Genomic DNA, 19,273 nt, shown 5'->3' with positions numbered 1-19,273 from the left:
TACCGAACCCGCGCCGGAACCGGCACCCGAGCCCGCACAGAAGCCGACGTCCACGCCGGAGTCAGAGCCGACATCCCGTACCGCGCCCGCGTGTGAACCCGCCACCCGGCAGCCCCGCAGTCACCCGTGTTCCGCCTGGAACATCCAGTGGTGCTTCTCAAGGTCAGCGGTGATCCCGATGAAGATGTCCTCACTCACCGGGTCGGCGTCCCCCGTCGCCTCCACCCGCTTCCTCATCCGCCCGATCACGGCGCCGAGCGCGTCCACGAGGGCGCCCACCGCGTCGGTGTCCTTTACCCACCCGTCCGGTACGGCGCCGATACCGCTGCTGCTCGCCACGGTCGCGGCCCGCCCGTCCGGCGAGACACCGAGCGTGGAGGCACGTTCCGCCACGGTGTCGGAGTGCAGCCGGGCGGTGTCGACGACCTCGTCGAGCTGGAGGTGGACGGACCGGAAGCGCGGCCCGACCACGTTCCAGTGGATCTGCTTCGCCACGAGCGACAAGTCCACCAGATCGACGAGCGCACCCTGCAGCGCCTCGGACACGGTCTTCAGATCGGCATCGGACAACGGGCTCTTCACGACGTACATCGACATCCTCCGGTCAGCGGCGACCCCCGGCCTTGCCCCTCCACCATGGCCGCCCCGACCAATACCGGCAAACGCGACAAATGCACCTCGGTGGCCTCATCCGGGATTCCGCGCGACACCGACCCCCGCTCAGGCACCACGTCCACCCACACGGCCACGCGGCCACCCACGCGCCCGCCGCGAAAGTCGGGTCCGCCGCCGACCGCGCGCAAAAGCCCCGGCCGCACTCCTTCCGGGTCTCCCCGGAGAAGCCCCGGCCGGGGCTCTCACGACGTTCTTCTCAGCCCAGGGGCGCCAGCCCGTGGGTCAGGCCATCAGGCGGCGACGACGTCGACGGCCTCCGCAGGCGCCTTGATGGTCACCCGTTCCGGCGGCACATTGGTCACCGAAACAGAATTGAGCCTCGGGCGAACCGGCGTGGGCACGGGGCCGGTGGCCGCTGCCGACTGAGCCAGCTCGGCAAGAGCGAGCTCGTCGCTCACTTCCCGCATGAGCTCGGACATCCGTACGTCCAGCGCGTCGCAGATCGCGGAGAGCAGTTCGGAGGAAGCCTCCTTCTGCCCCCGCTCCACCTCGGAAAGATAGCCGAGTGAAACTCGGGCGGACGAGGAGACTTCGCGCAGAGTACGGCCCTGGCGCTGGCGCTGCCGACGCAGCACGTCACCAAGCAGGCGACGGAGCAGAATCATCGGTGGCTCCCTCCTCGGACCGCGTAGCCGCATCCTTCACGCCCCACCGTACCGCCTTGCGCCGCGGCCGTGCGGGGAGCGATGTCGTGTTCACTCAGGGCTGCAAACATCAAAACCCCCCGTTCTGTTCCGTATCCTGTGCCCGCTCATTCCCAGCGTGTTCGCTCACGAGCCGCTCCAGAAGCAGTGCGAGCACTCTCCGTACACTCTCCTTACGGATTTCCGTCCGGGAGCCGTTCAACCGCAGCGCCGACACTTTCCGGCCACGAGCGTCTCCGTTCAGCGCTCCGGACGGCCCTTCGACGGCGATGAAAACCGTGCCGACCGGCTGCCCGTCCTGAGGTTCTGGCCCGGCCACACCCGTGGTCGCGATGCCCCAGTCCGCGCCCAGCACTGTGCGCGCGCCGGCCGCCATCTGGGCCGCGACCTGCGGATCCACCGCTCCGCGCTGATCCAGCAGAGTGGCGTCGACGCCGAGCACGTCACGCTTGAGGTCGGTGGCGTACGCGGTCACCGAGCCGCGGAAGGCCTTGGACGCACCCGGCACCGCCGCGAGCTCCGCGGCCACCAGACCGCCGGTCAGCGACTCGGCGACGGCGAGCGTCTGACCGTTCACCGTGAGTAGTCGCAGCACTTCGGCGGCCGTGGAGGTCACGCTTCCGCCTCCTCGGCGGCGGCCTTCCGCTCAGCCAGTCCCTGGCGCCGCAGCACAATGGCCTGTCTCACATAGTCGGCGCCGGTGATGACGGTCAGAGCGACCGCCACAGCCATCATCCAGAACCGCAGGGTCGCCAGCGGCCCCGTCAGCGCCAGGACGTACATGCCGACGGCCGTGCCCTGGGCGAGCGTCTTCAGCTTGCCGCCGCGGCTGGCGGGGATCACTCCGTAGCGGATCACCAGGAATCGCAGGCAGGTGATGCCGAGCTCCCGTCCGAGGATCACCCCGGTCACCCACCACGGCAGGTCGCCGAGCGAGGAGAGACAGATCAGCGCCGCCCCCATGATCGCCTTGTCGGCGATCGGGTCGGCGATCTTGCCGAAGTCGGTGACGAGGTTGTACGTGCGCGCGAGATGACCGTCGAAGATGTCCGTGATCATGGCGACGGCGAAGGCGGCCCAGGCCCACGCCCGCCACACGGGGTCGTAACCGCCGTCGGCCAGCATCAGCGCCACGAAGCCCGGCACGAGCACCAGCCGGAGCATGGTGAGCAGATTGGCGACGTTCCACAGACTGGCCTGGTCGACGGCCACCGCGGTCAGCTTTCCGCCTCGCGGCGTCTTCGGACCCTGGGCGCCGGAAGCGGCCGTTTCGGAGGTTCGGGCACCGGAGGCGCCCGCACCGGTCGACCGGGCGCCGGAAGCGCCCGTACCGGAGGTTCCCGTACCGGAAGGTCCCGCAGCACCGCGTGTGCCGGGCGCACCGGTGCCGCCCGCCGCGGATGCCGGGACTCCGGTCATCTGGCCGCCTCCTCAGTACACCCGAGCGAGCCCGGGAGCGGCTCGGCCACCAGGTCGACACCTTCCGTACCGACCACCTTCGCCTCGACCATACGGCCGACGGTCAGTCCTTCGCCGCTCGTGAACAGCACCTGGCCGTCGGTCTCGGGAGCCTGGTGCGCGGCGCGGCCGTACGCGCCCTCGTCCTCGGCGGCGGAGCCGGTGGACTCGACCAGAACCTGCAGGGTCTCGCCGACGCGTTCCTCCGCCCGCTGCGAGACCAGCTCCTCCGCGAGCCGGGACACGCGCGCGAGACGCTCGGCGACGACGTCCTCGTCCAGCTTGTTCTCGTACGTCGCCGCCTCGGTGCCGTCCTCGTCCGAGTAGCCGAAGACGCCGATGGCGTCGAGCCGCGCGCCGTTCAGGAAGCGCTCCAGCTCCGCCAGGTCGTCCGCGGTCTCACCGGGGAATCCCACGATGAAGTTGGACCGCACACCGGCCTGCGGGGCCTTGGAGCGGATGGTGTCGAGCAGCTCGAGGAACTGGTCGGTGCTGCCGAAGCGCCGCATCGCGCGGAGCACGCCGGGTGCGGAGTGCTGGAAGGACAGGTCGAAGTAGGGGGCGATCTTCGGCGTGGAGGTCAGCACGTCGATGAGCCCGGGCCGCATCTCGGCGGGCTGCAGGTAGCTGACCCGCACCCGCTCGATGCCGTCCACGTCGGCGAGCTCGGGCAGCAGCGTCTCCAGGAGCCGGATGTCACCGAGGTCCTTGCCGTACGACGTGTTGTTCTCGGAGACCAGCATGACCTCCTTCACGCCCTGCTCGGCGAGCCAGCGCGTCTCGCCCAGTACGTCGCTGGGGCGCCGCGAGATGAAGGAGCCGCGGAAGGACGGGATGGCGCAGAAGGAGCAGCGCCGGTCGCAGCCGGAGGCCAGCTTCACCGAGGCCACCGGGGAGCCGTCCAGCCGCCGGCGCAGGGGCGCGCGGGGGCCGGACTCCGGAGCAAGGCCTTCCGGCAGATCGGCGGGACCGTGTCCGGGGAGGGCGACCTCCGCACCGGCGCTCTGCCGTTCGGCGGGGCTGATCGGCAGCAGCTTGCGCCGGTCGCGCGGGGTGTGGGCGGCGTGGATTCCGCCGTTCAGGATCGTCTGGAGCCGGTCGGAGATGTCGGCGTAGTCGTCGAAGCCGAGCACGCCGTCCGCCTCGGGCAGGGCCTCGGCCAGTTCCTTGCCGTACCGCTCGGCCATGCAGCCGACGGCGACGACCGCCTGGGTTCTGCCCTGACCCTTGAGGTCGTTGGCTTCCAGGAGTGCGTCGACGGAGTCCTTCTTGGCGGCCTCGACGAAGCCACAGGTGTTGACGACGGCGACGTCCGCGTTCTCGGCGTCCTCCACGAGGTGCCAGCCGTCCGCCTCCAAGCGGCCTGCGAGCTCCTCCGAGTCCACCTCGTTGCGGGCGCAGCCAAGAGTGACAAGTGCGACGGTACGGCGTTCAGGCATGGGCTCAAGACTACTTCGTCCCACTGACACCCCACGTCGACGGGGTTGGCCGATCTTGGCCAACCCCGTTCCCGCATGCCCGAAAGGCCGGTCGGAAGCCGCCGCGCGTCAGCCGGTGCGTGCCGGCGAGGCCGCCCCGGCTCAGCCGACCTCGGGGTCACCCTTCGTGTAGCTGAGGCGCTCCACCTGTCCCGGCTGGAACTCGTCCTCGATCTGCTTGCCGTTCACGTAGAGCTGGAGTGCGCCCGCGTCACCGAGGACGAGGTCGATCCTCTCCTTGTCCTGGAAGGTCTCGGAGTCGCCCTGCTGCAGGAAGCCGTCGAAGAGCAGCCGGCCGTTGTGGTCCTTGGCCGAGATCCAGCTGCGTCCGTCGGGGGCGGTCACCTGGACGGTCACCTTGTCCTGCGGAGCCGCCGCGATGGCACTGTCGGACGGGTCGGACTTCGGGTCCTGCGGCTTGGTCGGCGTCGGCTTGGTCTTGACGGGCTTGCTGGCGGTGGGCGTGGACCCTTCGGCGACCTGCGTCTTCGTGCCGTTGCCGTCGTCGCCGCTGAACATCGTGAATCCGACGAAGCCGATCACGGCGACGATCGCGGCGACCATGGCCGCGGTCCAGTTGGGGCCCCGGCGCTCCGGACGGATCCGCTCCGCCTCGAACATCGGTGCCGCCGGGGTCGGCGCGGGCCGCCCGCCGTGCCCGGCGTCGAAGCGCGCGAGCAGCGGGTCGGGGTCGAGGTGGACGGCACGGGCGAGCGTCTTGATGTGACCGCGCGCGTAGACGTCGCCGCCGCAGGGGGCGAAGTCGTCCTGTTCGATCGCGTGCACGATGGCGATACGGACCCGGGTGGCGTTACTGACGTCGTCGACGGTCAGCCCCGCCGCGATGCGCGCCTGCTGCAGCGCACGGCCGATCGAGGGGCGATCGTCCTCTTCGTAGGGACGCTCGTCCTGAGGGGAGTTGTCGTCAGGGGAGTTGCCGATGGACACGGGGGCGCCTTTCGAGCGTTAAGCCACCTGTGCTGGAGGTTCAGTCTAGGGGGGGTGCGAAAGGGTGGGGCAACCGGGCGGTAGGACTTTGTACGCCATCAGAATGGCCGGTCATCCTGATGCCGGGGCAGGTCTCTGTACCTTCCCTCAACTTGACGTGCGACGAACGGAAACGGTTGCTCACCGTTCCCTTACGGGTAAGTCACGTTCGGATCACCCGAGTGGCCCCGGCCTGGTCACCCGAGTGGCCCGGCCCGTCCGTGGAAGGGAGCGGCCCGCCCTGGTTCCCTACGGTTGAGCCTCCCCACGGATCACCGCAAGCACTCCGTCCAGTTCGTCAGCCTTCACAAGAACGTCACGCGCCTTGGAACCCTCGCTGGGACCGACGATGTTGCGGGACTCCATGAGGTCCATGAGCCGCCCGGCCTTGGCGAAGCCCACGCGCAGCTTGCGCTGGAGCATCGAGGTCGACCCGAACTGCGTGGAGACGACGAGTTCGGCCGCCTGGCACAGCAGGTCGAGGTCGTCGCCGATGTCCTCGTCGATCTCCTTCTTCTGCTTGGTGCCCACGGTGACGTCTTCCCGGAAGACCGGCGCCATCTGGTCCTTGCAGTGCTGCACCACGGCGGCGACCTCGTCCTCGGTGACGAAGGCACCCTGCATGCGGGTGGGCTTGTTCGCGCCCATCGGCAGGAAGAGCCCGTCCCCCTTGCCGATCAGCTTCTCGGCGCCGGGCTGGTCGAGGATGACGCGGCTGTCGGCGAGCGAGGAGGTCGCGAAGGCGAGCCGGGACGGCACGTTCGCCTTGATCAGACCGGTGACGACGTCGACGGACGGCCGCTGTGTGGCGAGCACCAGGTGGATGCCGGCCGCGCGCGCGAGCTGCGTGATGCGCACGATGGCGTCTTCCACGTCCCGCGGCGCGACCATCATCAGGTCGGCGAGCTCGTCCACGATCACCAGCAGGTAGGGGTACGGCGACAGCTCCCGCTCACTGCCCTCGGGCAGCTTGACCTTCCCCTTGCGGATGGCGTCGTTGAAGTCGTCGATGTGCCGGTACCCGAAGGCGGCCAGGTCGTCGTACCGCAGATCCATTTCCCGTACGACCCACTGGAGCGCCTCGGCGGCGCGCTTCGGGTTGGTGATGATCGGCGTGATCAGGTGCGGGATGCCCTCGTACGCGGTCAGCTCGACGCGCTTGGGGTCGACCAGGACCATGCGCACGTCCTCGGGGGTCGCCCGCACCATGACCGAGGTGATCAGGCAGTTGATGCACGAGGACTTTCCGGAACCGGTCGCTCCGGCCACCAGGACGTGCGGCATCTTCGCGAGGTTGGCCATCACGTAGCCGCCCTCGACGTCCTTGCCGAGCGCGACCAGCATCGGGTGGTCGTCCTCTGCGGCGTCCGCGAGGCGCAGTACGTCACCCAGGTTGACCATCTCGCGGTCGGTGTTGGGGATCTCGATGCCGACCGCGGACTTGCCGGGGATGGGGCTGATGATCCGCACGTCCGGGCTGGCGACGGCGTAGGCGATGTTCTTGGCGAGCGCCGTGATCCGCTCGACCTTCACGGCGGGGCCGAGCTCGACCTCGTACCGCGTGACCGTCGGACCGCGGGTGAAGCCGGTGACGGCCGCGTCGACCTTGAACTCGGTGAAGACGGTGGTCAGCGACTCGACGATGGCGTCGTTGGCGGCGCTGCGCGACTTGCCGGGGCCGCCGCGCTCCAGGAGGTCGAGCGACGGCAGCGAGTACGTGATGTCGCCGGAGAGCTGGAGTTGCTCGGCCCGCGCGGGCAGGTCCCGGGGCGCGTCGGGTGCGGGTTTGGTCAGGTCGGCGACTTCGGCCTTCAGCATCTCCTGCTTGGGCCTGGTGCTCTTGGCGCGGGCGGCGGGCACCGGTGTCGGCTCCTCGACCGGACCCGAGTTCTCGCGCTCGGCCCGGTCCGCGCCGACGCCCTGCGTGAGGTCGGCCACCAGCGGCGAGGGCGGCATCCCGTGCATCACGGCGCCGTCGAGCGCCGCCGCGGCGGCCGCGGCCACGTCGACGGCGTCCATGGGCCGGTCCAGGGCGGGCTGCTGCACCGCGGGCCGCCTGCGGCGGCTCCGGCGCGCGGAGAGCGCCTCCTGCTCGGCATCGTCCGGGTCGTACGCCTCGGGCGCCGCCCGGCGGCGCCGGGGGCTCTCGGGGAGCGCTTCGCGCCACTGCTCGTCGTAGCGCTCGTCGTCCTCGCCGAAGACCTCGTCCGTCTCCCGCGGCTGTACGACGCCGAGCCGGACGCCCAGCAGCCTCAGCCGCTGCGGAATCGCGTTGACCGGGGTCGCGGTGACCACCAGCAGCCCGAAGACCGTCAGCAGCACGAGGAGCGGCACGGCGAGGACGTCGCCCATCGTGTACGTCAGTGGAGTCGCCGCACCCCAGCCGATGAGCCCGCCCGCGTCTCTTATGGCCTGCATGCCGTCGCTTCGTGCGGGCGCCCCGCAGGCGATGTGGACCTGGCCGAGCACGCCGACGGCGAGCGCGGACAGGCCGATGACGATGCGCCCGTTGGCGTCGGGCTGCTCGGGATGCCGGATGAGCCGGGCGGCGACGACGGCCAGCAGTATCGGCACGAGCAGGTCCAAGCGGCCGAAGGCGCCGGTCACCAGCATCTCGACGAGGTCACCCACCGGACCGCGGAGGTTGGACCAGGTCCCTGCGGCGATGATCAGCGTGAGGCCGAGCAGCAGCAGCGCGAGGCCGTCCTTGCGGTGCGCCGGGTCGAGCCCCTTCGCGCCCCGCCCTATGCCGCGGAACACGGCGCCGACGGCGTGCGCCACTCCGAGCCAGAGGGCGCGTACGAGCCGGTACACGCCCCCGGTCGGATTGGGTGCCGGCTTCGGGGGTGCGGCTTTCCTGGCTGCGGCCTTCTTCGCAGGCGCCTTCTTCGCGGGAGCTCTCTTCGCGGGGGCCTTCTTCGCCACAGCCTTCGTCGGAGCAGCCGCCTTCTTCGCGGGCGGCTTCTTGGCTGCGGGCTGACGTGGGGCCATGAGTGTGAGGTTACCGGTGGAGACCACTGCGGACACGTGTGCCTACTGCTTCACCCGTTCGTGTCGCCCGTCCCAGGCACCGAACTGACGCCGTCTCAACAGCGGCAGGACTGCCGGAAGAGGGGCAACCGCGCGGCCGGCACCACCGACTCGCCCGTCCCTCACCGGCTCGAAGCCGCGCCGCCCTTCGCCCGTTCACCTGGCCCGTGCCGCGCAGGAACCGCCCCGCACGCTTCACCGACGCACACCAAGAAGACCGCCCCCGAAGCGCGCTCGGCCCGGGCGGAAACGGGAACTTGGCCCGGGCAGGCCGAAAGGAGCCGACCGGACTGCTCGCCGAGAACGCGCGGGTCCGGCGCAGACTTCCGGCCGGACCCGCGCGCTCGTCGTCAGTTCTGGGAGGGCAGCGAAGCCGCCCCGCTCCCCGTCCCGGGCTCCAGGGCGTCCAGTGCGCGGCGCAACCCCGTGAGTTTGCGTTCGAGATGGGCCGCTGTCGCCACCGCCGCGGCGTCCGCCGAATCGTCGTCCAACTGCTTGGAGAGAGCCTCGGCCTGTTCCTCGACTGCCGCGAGGCGTGCGGAGAGTTCGGCGAGCAGTCCGGCCGGCTCCTTGCTGTCGCCGAGGGCCGCCTTGCCGCCCCCGCCCTCCAGCTGGAGCCGCAGCAGCGCCGCCTGCTCCCGGAGTTGGCAGTTCTTCATGTAGAGCTCGACGAAGACCGAGACCTTCGCGCGCAGCACCCACGGGTCGAACGGCTTGGAGATGTAGTCGACCGCACCCGCCGCGTATCCCCGGAAGGTGTGGTGCGGGCCGTGGTTGATCGCGGTGAGGAAGATGATCGGGATGTCCCGCGTTCGTTCTCGCCTCTTGATGTGCGCGGCGGTTTCGAAACCGTCCATGCCCGGCATCTGGACGTCCAGCAGAATGACCGCGAAGTCGTCCGTGAGCAGTGCTTTGAGCGCTTCCTCCCCGGAAGATGCCCGAACCAGTGTCTGATCGAGCGCAGAGAGGATGGCCTCCAGCGCCAGCAGATTCTCCGGCCGGTCATCGACCAGGAGGATCTTGGCCTTCTGCACCATGGCCCGCCCTCCTCGTCCCGGCAGTGCACCGGGCGCCGCCCCAGGGGACGACTCCCTTGCGCCGCCCGTCCTTGTGCCGGTCATGGTAGCCGCACCCCGCTTGTCGCCACACCCTGTCACCGCGATGTCACTGTGCACGAAGCAGAAACGTAGCGGGAGACCAGAAGGTTCCCCGAATACCGGGTTTCTACACGGCTCCGGGCACAGTCAGTCAGCAACCCGGCACCCCGGACCGTCGGCCGATCGCCCCGTGCACGTGACGCTCGCGATCATTTCCCCACCACTCAATCATCCCCTGCCACACGATCAAACCCCGCCGCCCGCTCACTGCCCACGCATCCACTGTTCCATCACAGAAAGCAGGTGATCGGGATCGACCGGCTTCGTCACGTAGTCGGAGGCACCCGACTCGATGGCCTTCTCCCGGTCGCCCTTCATCGCCTTCGCGGTGAGCGCGATGATCGGCAGCCCAGCGAACTGGGGCATCCGGCGGATCGCCGACGTGGTCGCGTATCCGTCCATCTCCGGCATCATGATGTCCATCAGGACGACCGTCACATCGTCGTGCTGCTCCAGCACCTCGATGCCCTCGCGGCCGTTCTCGGCGTAGAGCACCGACAGACCGTGCTGCTCCAGAACACTGGTGAGGGCGAACACGTTACGGATGTCGTCGTCGACGATCAGTACCTTCTCGCCCTCGAACCGGAAGACCTCGCGCGACCGTGCGGTCACCTCCTCGCCGCCCGTGTCCCAGGCGTCCGTCGCCTGCGTCCGGTGCCCCGGCAGCGCGGGCCGCTGCTCGGCCGCGGGTACCGACCGGCGACGCCGCCTGAAGAGCGCGGCGGCACCGTTCTGGGTCTCCTGGTACGACTTGACCTCCGCCGGTGTCTCCACCCGGGCGTCGGCCTCGTCACCCGAGCCCGCCGGCAGCGCCCCGCTCTCCATGGAGGGGGACAGCTGCGGGTAACCCTGCGGCGGCAGTTCGCTCGGGTGCAGCGGCAAATACAGCGTGAACGTCGAGCCGCGTCCCGGCTCGCTCTGTGCGTGGATCTCACCGCCCAGCAGCCGTGCGATCTCCCGTGAGATGGACAGCCCCAGGCCCGTACCGCCGTACTTGCGGCTCGTCGTGCCGTCCGCCTGCTTGAACGCCTCGAAGATCACCCGCATCTTGCTGGCCGCGATGCCGATACCGGTGTCGGTCACGGAGAACGCGATCAGGTCGGCGTCCGCGTCACGCAGCGAGCCTGCCTCCAGCAGCTGCTCGCGGATCGCCACCGGCACCTCCGCGCCCGCGGGCCGGATGACCAGTTCGACGGCCCCGGAGTCGGTGAACTTCACCGCGTTGGAGAGCAGGTTGCGCAGCACCTGGAGAAGCCGCTGCTCGTCCGTGTGGAGGGTGGCCGGCAGCTCCGGCGACACCCGTACGGAGAAGTCCAGCCCCTTCTCCGCCGTCAGCGGGCGGAAAGTGGCCTCTACGTAGTCGACGAGCTGGACCAGGGCGATACGCGTCGGCGACACGTCCATCTTGCCCGCCTCGACCTTCGACAGGTCGAGGATGTCGTTGATCAGCTGGAGGAGGTCGGACCCGGCACCGTGGATCGTCTCGGCGAACTCGACCTGCTTCGGGGTGAGGTTGGAGTCCGCGTTGTCGGCGAGCAGCTTGGCCAGGATCAGCAGCGAGTTGAGCGGCGTGCGCAGCTCGTGCGACATGTTGGCGAGGAACTCGCTCTTGTAGCGCATGGAGACCGCGAGTTGCTCGGCGCGCTCCTCCAGGACCTGGCGGGCCTCCTCGATCTCGGTGTTCTTGACCTCGATGTCGCGGTTCTGCTGGGCCAGCAGCTCGGCCTTCTCCTCCAGTTCGGCGTTGGACGCCTGGAGGGCCTTCTGCCGGTTCTCCAGCTCGGCCGACCGCTCCCGGAGCTGCTCGGTGAGCTCCTGCGACTGCTTGAGCAGCACCTCGGTCTTCGTGTTGACCGCGATGGTGTTGACGCTCGTGGCGATCATCTCGGCGATCTGGCTGAGGAAGTCCTTCTGGATGTGCGTGAACGAGTGGAACGACGCCAGTTCGATCACGCCGAGGACGGTCCCCTCGAAGAGCACCGGCAACACGATGACATGCGCCGGAGGCGCCTCCCCGAGCCCGGACGCGATCTTCAGGTACCCCGGCGGCACGTTCTCGACGAGAATCGTGCGCTTCTCCTTGGCGGCCGTCCCGATCAGCGTCTCACCGGGCCGGAACGACGTCGGCATGGAGCCCATCGAGTACCCGTACGACCCGAGCATGCGCAGCTCGTACGAGTCGTCGTGCGCGGCGCCCACGTCCTTGCCGTCGTCCAGCGGCATCGCCATGAAGAACGCGCCGTGCTGTGCGGAGACCACCGGGGTCAGCTCGCCCATGATGAGCGAGGCCACGTCGGCGAGGTCGCGGCGGCCCTGCATCAGACCGGAGATCCGGGCGAGGTTACCCTTCAGCCAGTCCTGTTCCTTGTTGGCGATGGTGGTGTCGCGGAGGTTCGCGATCATCTTGTTGATGTAGTCCTGAAGTTCCTGGATCTCGCCGGAGGCGTCCACGTCGATCTTCAGGTTGAGGTCACCGCGGGTCACGGCGGTCGCCACGCGCGCGATGGCACGCACCTGCCGGGTCAGGTTCCCGGCCATCTCGTTCACCGACTCGGTGAGGTCGCGCCAGGTGCCGTCGACGTCGCGCACCCGCGCCTGGCCGCCCAACTGGCCCTCCGTGCCCACCTCGCGGGCGACTCGGGTGACCTCCTCCGCGAACGACGACAGCTGGTCGACCATCGTGTTGATGGTCGTCTTCAGCTCCAGGATCTCGCCGCGCGCGTCGATGTCGATCTTCTTGGTCAGATCGCCCTTGGCGATGGCCGTGGTGACCATCGCGATGTTGCGCACCTGTCCGGTCAGGTTGGACGCCATCCCGTTCACCGACTCGGTGAGGTCCTTCCACGTGCCCGCCACTCCGGGTACGCGGGCCTGGCCGCCCAGGATGCCGTCCGTACCCACCTCGCGGGCCACCTTGGTGACCTGGTCGGCGAACGAACTCAGCGTCTTCACCATGGTGTTGAAGGTGTCGGCGAGCTGCGCGACCTCGCCGCGCGCCTCGATCGTCACCGTCCTGGTCAGGTCCCCGTTGGCGACGGCCGCGGCGACCTGGGAGATGTTCCGCACCTGCACGGTCAGGTTGTTGGCCATCAGGTTGACGTTGTCGGTGAGGTCCTTCCAGATGCCCGTGACGCCCGACGCGTGCGCCTGGCCGCCCAGGATGCCCTCGGTGCCCACCTCACGGGCCACCCGCGTCACCTGCTCGGCGAAGGACGACAGCTGGTCGACCATCGTGTTGACGGTGGTGACCAGTTCGAGGATCTCGCCCCGCGCGTCGACGGTGATCTTCTTCGACAGGTCGCCCTTGGCGACGGCGGTCGTGACCTCGGCGATGTTGCGCACCTGGATGGTCAGGTTGTTCGCCATGAAGTTCACGGACTGGGTGAGGTCCTTCCAGGTGCCGGAGACACCCTGCACCTCGGCCTGCCCGCCGAGGATGCCCTCCGTGCCCACCTCACGGGCCACCCGGGTGACCTGCTCGGCGAAGTTCGACAGCTGGTCGACCATCGTGTTGAGGGTGTTCTTCAGCTCCAGGATCTCGCCGCGCGCGTCCACGTCGATCTTCTGGGACAGGTCACCCCTGGCCACCGCCGTCGCGACCTGCGCGATGTTGCGCACCTGGGCGGTGAGGTTGCCCGCCATGCCGTTCACGGAGTCCGTCAGGTCCCGCCACACACCGGCGACGCCGGGCACCTGCGCCTGCCCGCCGAGACGGCCCTCGGTACCCACCTCGCGGGCCACCCGCGTCACCTGGTCCGCGAACGCCGAGAGCTGGTCGACCATCGTGTTGATGGTGTTCTTCAGCTCCAGGATCTCGCCGCGCGCGTCCACGTCGATCTTCTGCGACAGGTCACCCCTGGCCACCGCCGTCGTGACCTGCGCGATCTGCCGCACCTGCGAGGTCAGGTTCCCCGCCATGAAGTTGACTGAGTCGGTCAGTTCCTTCCAGGTGCCGGACACGCCGTCCACGCGGGCCTGACCGCCGAGGCGGCCCTCCGTGCCCACGTCCCGGGCCATCCGGGTCACCTGGTCGGCGAAGGACGAGAGCTGGTCCACCATCGTGTTGACGGTGTTCTTCAGCTGGAGCATCTCTCCGGAGACGTCGACCGTGACCTTCTGCGACAGATCGCCGTTGGCGACCGCCGTCGTCACCTGCGCGATGTTGCGGACCTGACCCGTCAGGTTCCGGAACGCCGTGTTGACGGAGTCGGTGAGGTCCTTCCAGGTACCGGCCACCCCCGGCACCTGCGCCTGGCCGCCCAGTTCACCCTCGACACCGACCTCGCGCGCCACGCGCGTGACCTCGACACCGAAGGAGGACAGCTGGTCGACCATCGTGTTGACGGTGTTCTTCAACTCCAGCATCTCGCCGGCGACCTCGACGCTGACCTTCTGCGACAGATCGCCGTTGGCGACCGCCGTCGTCACCGCGGCGATGTCGCGCACCTGGGTGGTGAGATTCCGGAAGACCGTGTTCACCGAATCGGTGAGGTCCTTCCACGTACCCGCCGCACCCGGCACGTTCGCCTGTCCGCCGAGCCGCCCCTCGCCACCGACCTCGTTGGCGACGCGTGTGACCTCGTCCGCAAACGTCCGCAGCGTCTCGGTCATCTGGTTGATCGTCTCGGCGAGCTGCGCGACCTCACCGCGCGCGGACACCGTCACCTTCTGCGACAGGTCACCGTTGGCGACCGCCGTCGTGACCTGGGCGATGCCGCGCACCTGCGCGGTCAGATTGCCGGCCATGAGGTTCACCGAATCGGTGAGGTCCTTCCACACACCCGCCACACCGGGCACCTGGGCCTGCCCGCCGAGCTCGCCCTCGGTACCCACCTCGCGGGCGACTCGCGTCACCTCGGAGGAGAAGGAGGACAGCTGGTCCACCATCGTGTTGACGGTGTTCTTCAGCTCCAGCATCTCGCCGGCCACGTGAACCGTGACCTTCCGGGACAGATCACCCTTGGCGACCGCTGTCGTCACCAGCGCGATGTCCCGCACCTGAGCCGTCAGCCGGTACGCCATCGTGTTGACGGAGTCGGTGAGGTCCTTCCACGAACCGGACATGCCCCGCACGCGGGCCTGACCGCCGAGCTTGCCCTCGGTACCGACCTCGCTGGCCACGCGCGTGACCTCGTCGGTGAACGTGGACAGCTGGTCGACCAGGTTGTTGACCGTGCGCCCGACCTTCAGGAACTCACCACGCAGCGGATGCCCGTTCCCGTCCGCGGCCTGCGCCCGCAGTTCCATACGCGGCGACAGGTCGCCCTCGGCCACCGCGGACAGCACCCGGCCGACCTCGGAGACGGGCCGTACGAGGTCGTCGACGAGCGCGTTCGACGCATCGATCGCCGCGGCCCAGGAGCCCTCACAGGCGCCCGTCTCCAGCCGCTCCGTGAGCTTCCCCTCACGTCCGACCATGCGCCGCACCCGTGACAGCTCACCCGTCAGCTGCAGGTTCCGGTCGGCCACCTCGTTGAACACCGCCGCGATCTCGGACATCACGTCGTCGCCGGAGACCGTGAGCCGCTTGCGGAAGTTGCCGTCCCGCATCGACACCAGGGCCGCCAGCAGCCTGTTCATGGCCGCGGTGTCCACCGCCGTGGTGCCATTGCGCGGTTTGCGCTGGTTACTCAGGGACTGTCCGCCTTTCGCGCGCGTCTTAGTGCCCCGCGTCGCTGCGCCAGACTCCACTGTGTCCCTCCCGCAAGGGTCGACCATTACTGCTCGGCGTACTCGGGTACTACTGCTCCGCGAACCGGCAGGCACTCGGCCTGCCCGAACCTTCCCTTCAAGCTTGCCCAGTGTTTCACCCTGGTTGAACCAGGCCATAACAGTTCGGCAGCTTCGCACACGGTCCGCACACCCGCGGGACGTAAACACTGGCGACCGGCATCCGCAGGGACGGCGAAGGTAAGTAACCTTGCATGCGGCTGTCCAGCCACGCCGGTCCTTCCGGCCTGGGCGGTGGCACGAGCACGAGCGGGCAGGCATCGGAGGGGCACCGCACCATGACCACCGGACTGCATCCCGGGGGACCACCCCAGGATCCCCGGCCGACCGGGAACGAGCTCCTGCCCCGGCAGGAGCGGGTCGGCCACGGAGCACTGCCCGCCGACGACCGGACAAGGAGTTCTGTGATCACCGCGCGCGCGGCCGCCAGCTTCGACCCTGTCGGGCGGTCCGTCGCGACCGCCCGTTCCTTCGTCCGTGACACCCTCCAGGGATGGGGCTTCGCCGACATCGTCGACGACGCCGTGGTCCTCACCAGCGAGCTGGTCACCAACGCCGTGGTGCACGCCGGCACCGCCGCGGACGTGCTGTGCCTGCGCAGCGACGACGGCGTACGGATCGAGGTGGCGGACCGCTACCCGGAACGTGAGATTCCACTCCAGGCGAGCACGCTGAGCATGGGCAATCCCGACCGCGAGGGCGGTCGCGGTCTCCAGCTCTGTGCCGCCCTCGCCGACCGCTGGGGTGTCGAGTACACGCCCACCCGGAAGCAGGTCTGGTTCCTGCTGGACCTTCCCGAGCGCGCGGTGGGGACCCGCACCGCGGGCCCCTCCCTCCCCTCCCATCTGCTTCCGCTCGCCGACGGCCGGGTCCGCGTGGCGGTCATCCAGATCGACCGCACGGGCGCCATCAACGCCTGGAACGAGGACGCGGAGGAGCTCTTCGGGTACGCGGCGGAGCAGGTCATCGGCAAGCCGCTGACCGACCTCGCGGCCTGGCCGCACACGCCCGGCACCAGCACGGGCATCGCCGAGGCCCTCCAGCTCTCGCGCTGGGAGGGCAGTTACGGCCTGCGCGGCGCCAGCGGCCGCGTCACGCCCGTGTACGCCTCGCACCTGCGCGTACGGGACACGGGCGGGGAGCCCTCGACGGTCTGTCTCCTGGTGCGTGACCACGAACGGGCGGTTCTGCAGACCCCGTTGCGCGTCTCGGCCACCGACACGACCACCAGCTCCGAGGGCCACGCGTCGGACTCCTTCGAGGTCTTCATCGGCTCACCGGCCCCGGACGACCTCGACGGCCTCCTCCAGCGCACGGTGGAGCGCGCCCGCGACATGCTCGACGCCGACTCCGCCTTCCTGCTCCTGGCGACGGACGACGAAACGGAGTTGGAGGTGCGCGCCTCCACCGGGCTCCCCTCCGCCCGCCAGCGGTTCGCCCGCGTCCCCGTGGAGGCGGGCACCGGCCGCTACGGCTCGGCACGCATGCCGGCCGTCCACGAAGACCTCTCGGCCGTCCCCGGCGCCGTCCCGCTACTCAGTGGCACCGGCATGCGTTCGGTCGTCATGGTCCCCCTCAAGGTCGAGGGCCGGCTCACCGGCTCGCTCGGCGTGGCGGCCGAGTCGCCCGGCCGCTACTCGAACGAGGAGGCCCTGCGTCTCCAGTTCGCCGCCGACCGCATCGCGCTCGCCGTGGAGTCGGCCCGGCTGGGAGAGCTGGAGCGTCTGCGCCGCGGCTCGCTGTCGTTCCTCGTCGAGGCCTCGGACCTCCTCGCGGGCACACTGGACCGCGACCAGACGCTGGCCCTCATGGCCCAGATGACGGTCCCGACGCTGGCCACCTGGTGTGCCGTCTACACGATCGCCGACCAGGCCTCGGACCCCTACCTCTCGTACGTCCTGCACGAGGACGAGGAACGCATCGACGGTCTCAAGGCCCTCCTGTCGAAGATCGCCCCTCCTGACCCGGTGCCCACTCCGGGCGCCCGCGTCTGGGCCGCCCCGGCGGAGGCGGCCCACCAGGCCGCCCTGCGCACCTCGATGCGCAGCCTCGGTCTGGGCGGACCGTCGACGGTGAGCTCCGGGATCGGTACGACACTGGCGACGGCCGGCGCGGTCGGCGGCGAGACGGTTGTTCTTCCCCTGGTGGCCCGCAACCGCGTGATCGGCATGCTGACGCTCGGCAAGCCGACGGACGAGCACTTCCGCCAGGAAATCCTGGAGCTGGCCGAGGACTTGAGCCGCCGGGCCGCCCTGGCCCTGGACAACGCCCGCCTGTACTCGGAGCGCACGGCCATCAGCCAGTCCCTCCAGCGCAGCCTCCTGCCCCCGGAGCTCCCCCACATCGAGGGCGTCGAGGTGGAGGTCATCTACCGCGCGGCCGGCGAGGGCAACGAGGTCGGCGGCGACTTCTACGATCTCTTCCCCATCCGCGACGGCGCCTACGGCTTCGCCATCGGAGACGTGTGCGGTACGGGACCGGAGGCGGCCGCGGTCACGGGGCTCGCCCGGCACGCGCTGCGCCTGCTGGCCCGCGAGGGCTTCGGCGGCCCCGCGGTCCTGGAGCGCCTGAACTCCGCGATCCTCGACGAGGGCGCCCGCAGCCGCTTCCTGACGCTCCTGTACGGGGAGTTGTGGCCCCAGGAGGACGGCTCGGCGATCCTGAAGGTGGTCTGCGCAGGTCACCCGCTTCCCCTCCGCCTCCGTCAGGACGGCACCGTGGAACCGGCCGCCGATCCCCAGCCGCTCCTCGGCGTCATGGACGACCTGGAGCTGTACGAGCAGACGGTGACGCTCGACCCGGGAGATGTCCTGCTCTGCGTGACGGACGGCGTCACCGAACGCCGCGAGGGGACTCGCATGCTGGGTGACGACGGACTCACGGACGTCCTCACCACGTGCACGGGTCTGACGGCCGGTGCGGTGGCCGCCCGCATCATGCGCGCGGTGGAGCGCTTCGCGAGCGACGCCCCGTCCGACGACATGGCCATCCTGGCGATGCGCGTCCCGGGCCTCCAGAAGGACTGACTCCGAAAGCGCCAACCGACCCCGGGACACACGAAAGGCCCCCGCCCTGTAGGGCGGAGGCCTTTTCTGTCTGAGCCCCCAAACGGAATCGAACCGTTGACCTTCTCCTTACCATGGAGACGCTCTACCGACTGAGCTATAGGGGCCTGTTGCTTTCGAGGTCTCCCCCGCTGCAACGCAATAGATCATACCCCGAACGTCTGCGTGCTCCCAACCGCGTTCGAGCAACTAGAAGGCGGGCTGGAGCAGTCCCCCGAGGGCATTGCACGTGGACACGATCCGCTGCATCTCGCGCTTCGTCAGCGACGCGTCGACAGGCAGCGTCAGCGTCTCGTCGGCGGCCCGCTCGGTCTCGGGCAGGCATACGTCCTGCCGGAAGCCGGGCATCCGGTGCACAGGGGTCTTGACTGGCACCCTGCACTCGACGCCCTTGGCCCGCACGGCCCGCGCGAAAGCGTCCCGATCGGGCCGCCCGTTCCCCGGCACCCGCACGACGTACTGCTGGTACGTGTGCCCGGCGCCTCGCTCCGGAGTCCGTACGCCCCTCAACCGCCCGTCGAGGTAGGTCGCGTGTGCCCTGCGCTCCTCGATCTCGGCGTACGGCGCCTCGGACTCACCCTGTTCGAGCACCAGGAGCCCGCGCCGCTGACCGACGTCCCACAGGCGTGCCATGTCAGCGGGTCGCCCGAAGCGGTGCACGGCCACGAGCGCGGCCGTCCGTGGTCCGACGGCGGCGTCCACCTCGACGGCGTCCAGGCAGTATGTGGCCGGGTCGATGTCGGCGAACACCGGCAGTGCGCCGGCCTGGATCACCGCTTCGGCGACCTCGGCGTTTCCGAACGCAGGCACGATGACCTCGTCACCGGCTCCGACACCCGCGGCCCTGAGCATTGCAGCAGTACCCATGCCACCGATGCTGGTCGCGCAACGTGAACTCCAAGTGACGCAAAACAAAAAAGAGCTGGTCCCTGAACCTAAGTTCAGGGACCAGCTCTATCAAAGATTGTTCGGCGGCGTCCTACTCTCCCACAGGGTCCCCCCTGCAGTACCATCGGCGCTGTAAGGCTTAGCTTCCGGGTTCGGAATGT

The 19,273-nt window shown here is 69.4% G+C and carries 11 protein-coding genes, 1 tRNA gene and 1 rRNA gene; 1 reads left to right on the top strand and 12 read right to left on the bottom strand.

The genetic code is table 11. The annotated features are described in order from the left end of the window. Nucleotides 1-120 precede the first annotated feature (120 nt). The 9 genes from KUF83_RS36955 to KUF83_RS36915 all read right to left on the bottom strand — a co-directional run bounded on the left by KUF83_RS36955 (nt 121) and on the right by KUF83_RS36915 (nt 15,120). Nucleotides 121-591, bottom strand: coding sequence for a Dps family protein (locus tag KUF83_RS36955; protein WP_217459438.1), 471 nt, complete (start codon nt 589-591; stop codon nt 121-123). A gap of 314 nt (nt 592-905) precedes the next feature. Next, entirely contained in the window at nt 906-1,280 is a 375-nt protein-coding gene (locus tag KUF83_RS36950) for a helix-turn-helix domain-containing protein (protein ID WP_217459437.1), read from the bottom strand. Between the two features lie 109 nt (nt 1,281-1,389). Next, nucleotides 1,390-1,935 carry a CinA family protein gene (locus KUF83_RS36945; protein ID WP_217459436.1) on the bottom strand — a complete coding sequence of 182 codons (546 nt, stop codon included), beginning with the start codon at nt 1,933-1,935 and terminating at the stop codon, nt 1,390-1,392. Continuing rightward, a complete protein-coding gene (gene pgsA / locus KUF83_RS36940; protein WP_217459435.1) occupies nt 1,932-2,738 on the bottom strand; it encodes a CDP-diacylglycerol--glycerol-3-phosphate 3-phosphatidyltransferase in 807 nt (268 codons plus the stop codon). The genes KUF83_RS36945 and pgsA overlap by 4 nt, the downstream gene beginning before the upstream one ends. Then, nucleotides 2,735-4,216 (bottom strand): 30S ribosomal protein S12 methylthiotransferase RimO, encoded by a 1,482-nt coding sequence (rimO, locus tag KUF83_RS36935; protein ID WP_217459434.1) that lies wholly within the window; start codon nt 4,214-4,216, stop codon nt 2,735-2,737. Before rimO ends, pgsA begins: the two co-directional genes overlap by 4 nt. A gap of 141 nt (nt 4,217-4,357) precedes the next feature. Next, nucleotides 4,358-5,203: a helix-turn-helix domain-containing protein gene (locus tag KUF83_RS36930; protein WP_217459433.1), complete on the bottom strand. Its 846-nt coding sequence runs from the start codon at nt 5,201-5,203 to the stop codon at nt 4,358-4,360. Between the two features lie 288 nt (nt 5,204-5,491). Continuing rightward, on the bottom strand, nt 5,492-8,233 hold the full coding sequence (locus KUF83_RS36925; protein WP_217459432.1) for a DNA translocase FtsK: 2,742 nt from the start codon (nt 8,231-8,233) through the stop codon (nt 5,492-5,494). A 389-nt stretch (nt 8,234-8,622) separates the two neighbouring features. Continuing rightward, nucleotides 8,623-9,309 carry a two-component system response regulator gene (locus tag KUF83_RS36920; protein ID WP_217459431.1) on the bottom strand — a complete coding sequence of 229 codons (687 nt, stop codon included), beginning with the start codon at nt 9,307-9,309 and terminating at the stop codon, nt 8,623-8,625. Nucleotides 9,310-9,633: 324 nt separating this feature from the next. Continuing rightward, nucleotides 9,634-15,120 carry a HAMP domain-containing protein gene (locus KUF83_RS36915; protein ID WP_217459430.1) on the bottom strand — a complete coding sequence of 1,829 codons (5,487 nt, stop codon included), beginning with the start codon at nt 15,118-15,120 and terminating at the stop codon, nt 9,634-9,636. A gap of 317 nt (nt 15,121-15,437) precedes the next feature. Between KUF83_RS36915 and KUF83_RS36910 the strand changes: the two genes are divergently transcribed. After that, the gene (locus KUF83_RS36910) at nt 15,438-18,185 is read left to right on the top strand and encodes a SpoIIE family protein phosphatase (protein ID WP_217459429.1); all 2,748 of its coding nucleotides are present in this window, start codon (nt 15,438-15,440) and stop codon (nt 18,183-18,185) included. Between the two features lie 73 nt (nt 18,186-18,258). Here KUF83_RS36910 and KUF83_RS36905 read toward each other — a convergent pair. The 3 genes from KUF83_RS36905 to rrf form a co-directional block, all read right to left on the bottom strand. Continuing rightward, nucleotides 18,259-18,331, bottom strand: a tRNA-Thr gene (locus KUF83_RS36905). An 82-nt stretch (nt 18,332-18,413) separates the two neighbouring features. After that, complete coding sequence (locus KUF83_RS36900) at nt 18,414-19,076, bottom strand: DegT/DnrJ/EryC1/StrS family aminotransferase (protein WP_254644923.1); 663 nt, start codon at nt 19,074-19,076, stop codon at nt 18,414-18,416. Nucleotides 19,077-19,190: 114 nt separating this feature from the next. Further along, nucleotides 19,191-19,273, bottom strand: a 5S ribosomal RNA gene (rrf, locus tag KUF83_RS36895); the annotation flags it as partial.

The organism is Streptomyces sp. BV286 (assembly GCF_019090165.1).
Lineage (GTDB): Bacteria > Actinomycetota > Actinomycetes > Streptomycetales > Streptomycetaceae > Streptomyces.
This window is presented reverse-complemented; position numbering and strand designations above follow the sequence as displayed.

What these genes read in the sequence shown, in the direction of transcription:
- KUF83_RS36955 (WP_217459438.1), bottom strand. Translation starts at nt 591, where the DNA reads ATGTACGTCGTGAAGAGCCCGTTGTCCGATGCCGATCTGAAGACCGTG.
- KUF83_RS36950 (WP_217459437.1), bottom strand. Translation starts at nt 1,280, where the DNA reads ATGATTCTGCTCCGTCGCCTGCTTGGTGACGTGCTGCGTCGGCAGCGC.
- pgsA (WP_217459435.1), bottom strand. Translation starts at nt 2,738, where the DNA reads ATGACCGGAGTCCCGGCATCCGCGGCGGGCGGCACCGGTGCGCCCGGC.
- rimO (WP_217459434.1), bottom strand. Translation starts at nt 4,216, where the DNA reads ATGCCTGAACGCCGTACCGTCGCACTTGTCACTCTTGGCTGCGCCCGC.
- KUF83_RS36925 (WP_217459432.1), bottom strand. Translation starts at nt 8,233, where the DNA reads ATGGCCCCACGTCAGCCCGCAGCCAAGAAGCCGCCCGCGAAGAAGGCG.
- KUF83_RS36920 (WP_217459431.1), bottom strand. Translation starts at nt 9,309, where the DNA reads ATGGTGCAGAAGGCCAAGATCCTCCTGGTCGATGACCGGCCGGAGAAT.
- KUF83_RS36910 (WP_217459429.1), top strand. Translation starts at nt 15,438, where the DNA reads ATGACCACCGGACTGCATCCCGGGGGACCACCCCAGGATCCCCGGCCG.
- KUF83_RS36900 (WP_254644923.1), bottom strand. Translation starts at nt 19,076, where the DNA reads ATGCTCAGGGCCGCGGGTGTCGGAGCCGGTGACGAGGTCATCGTGCCT.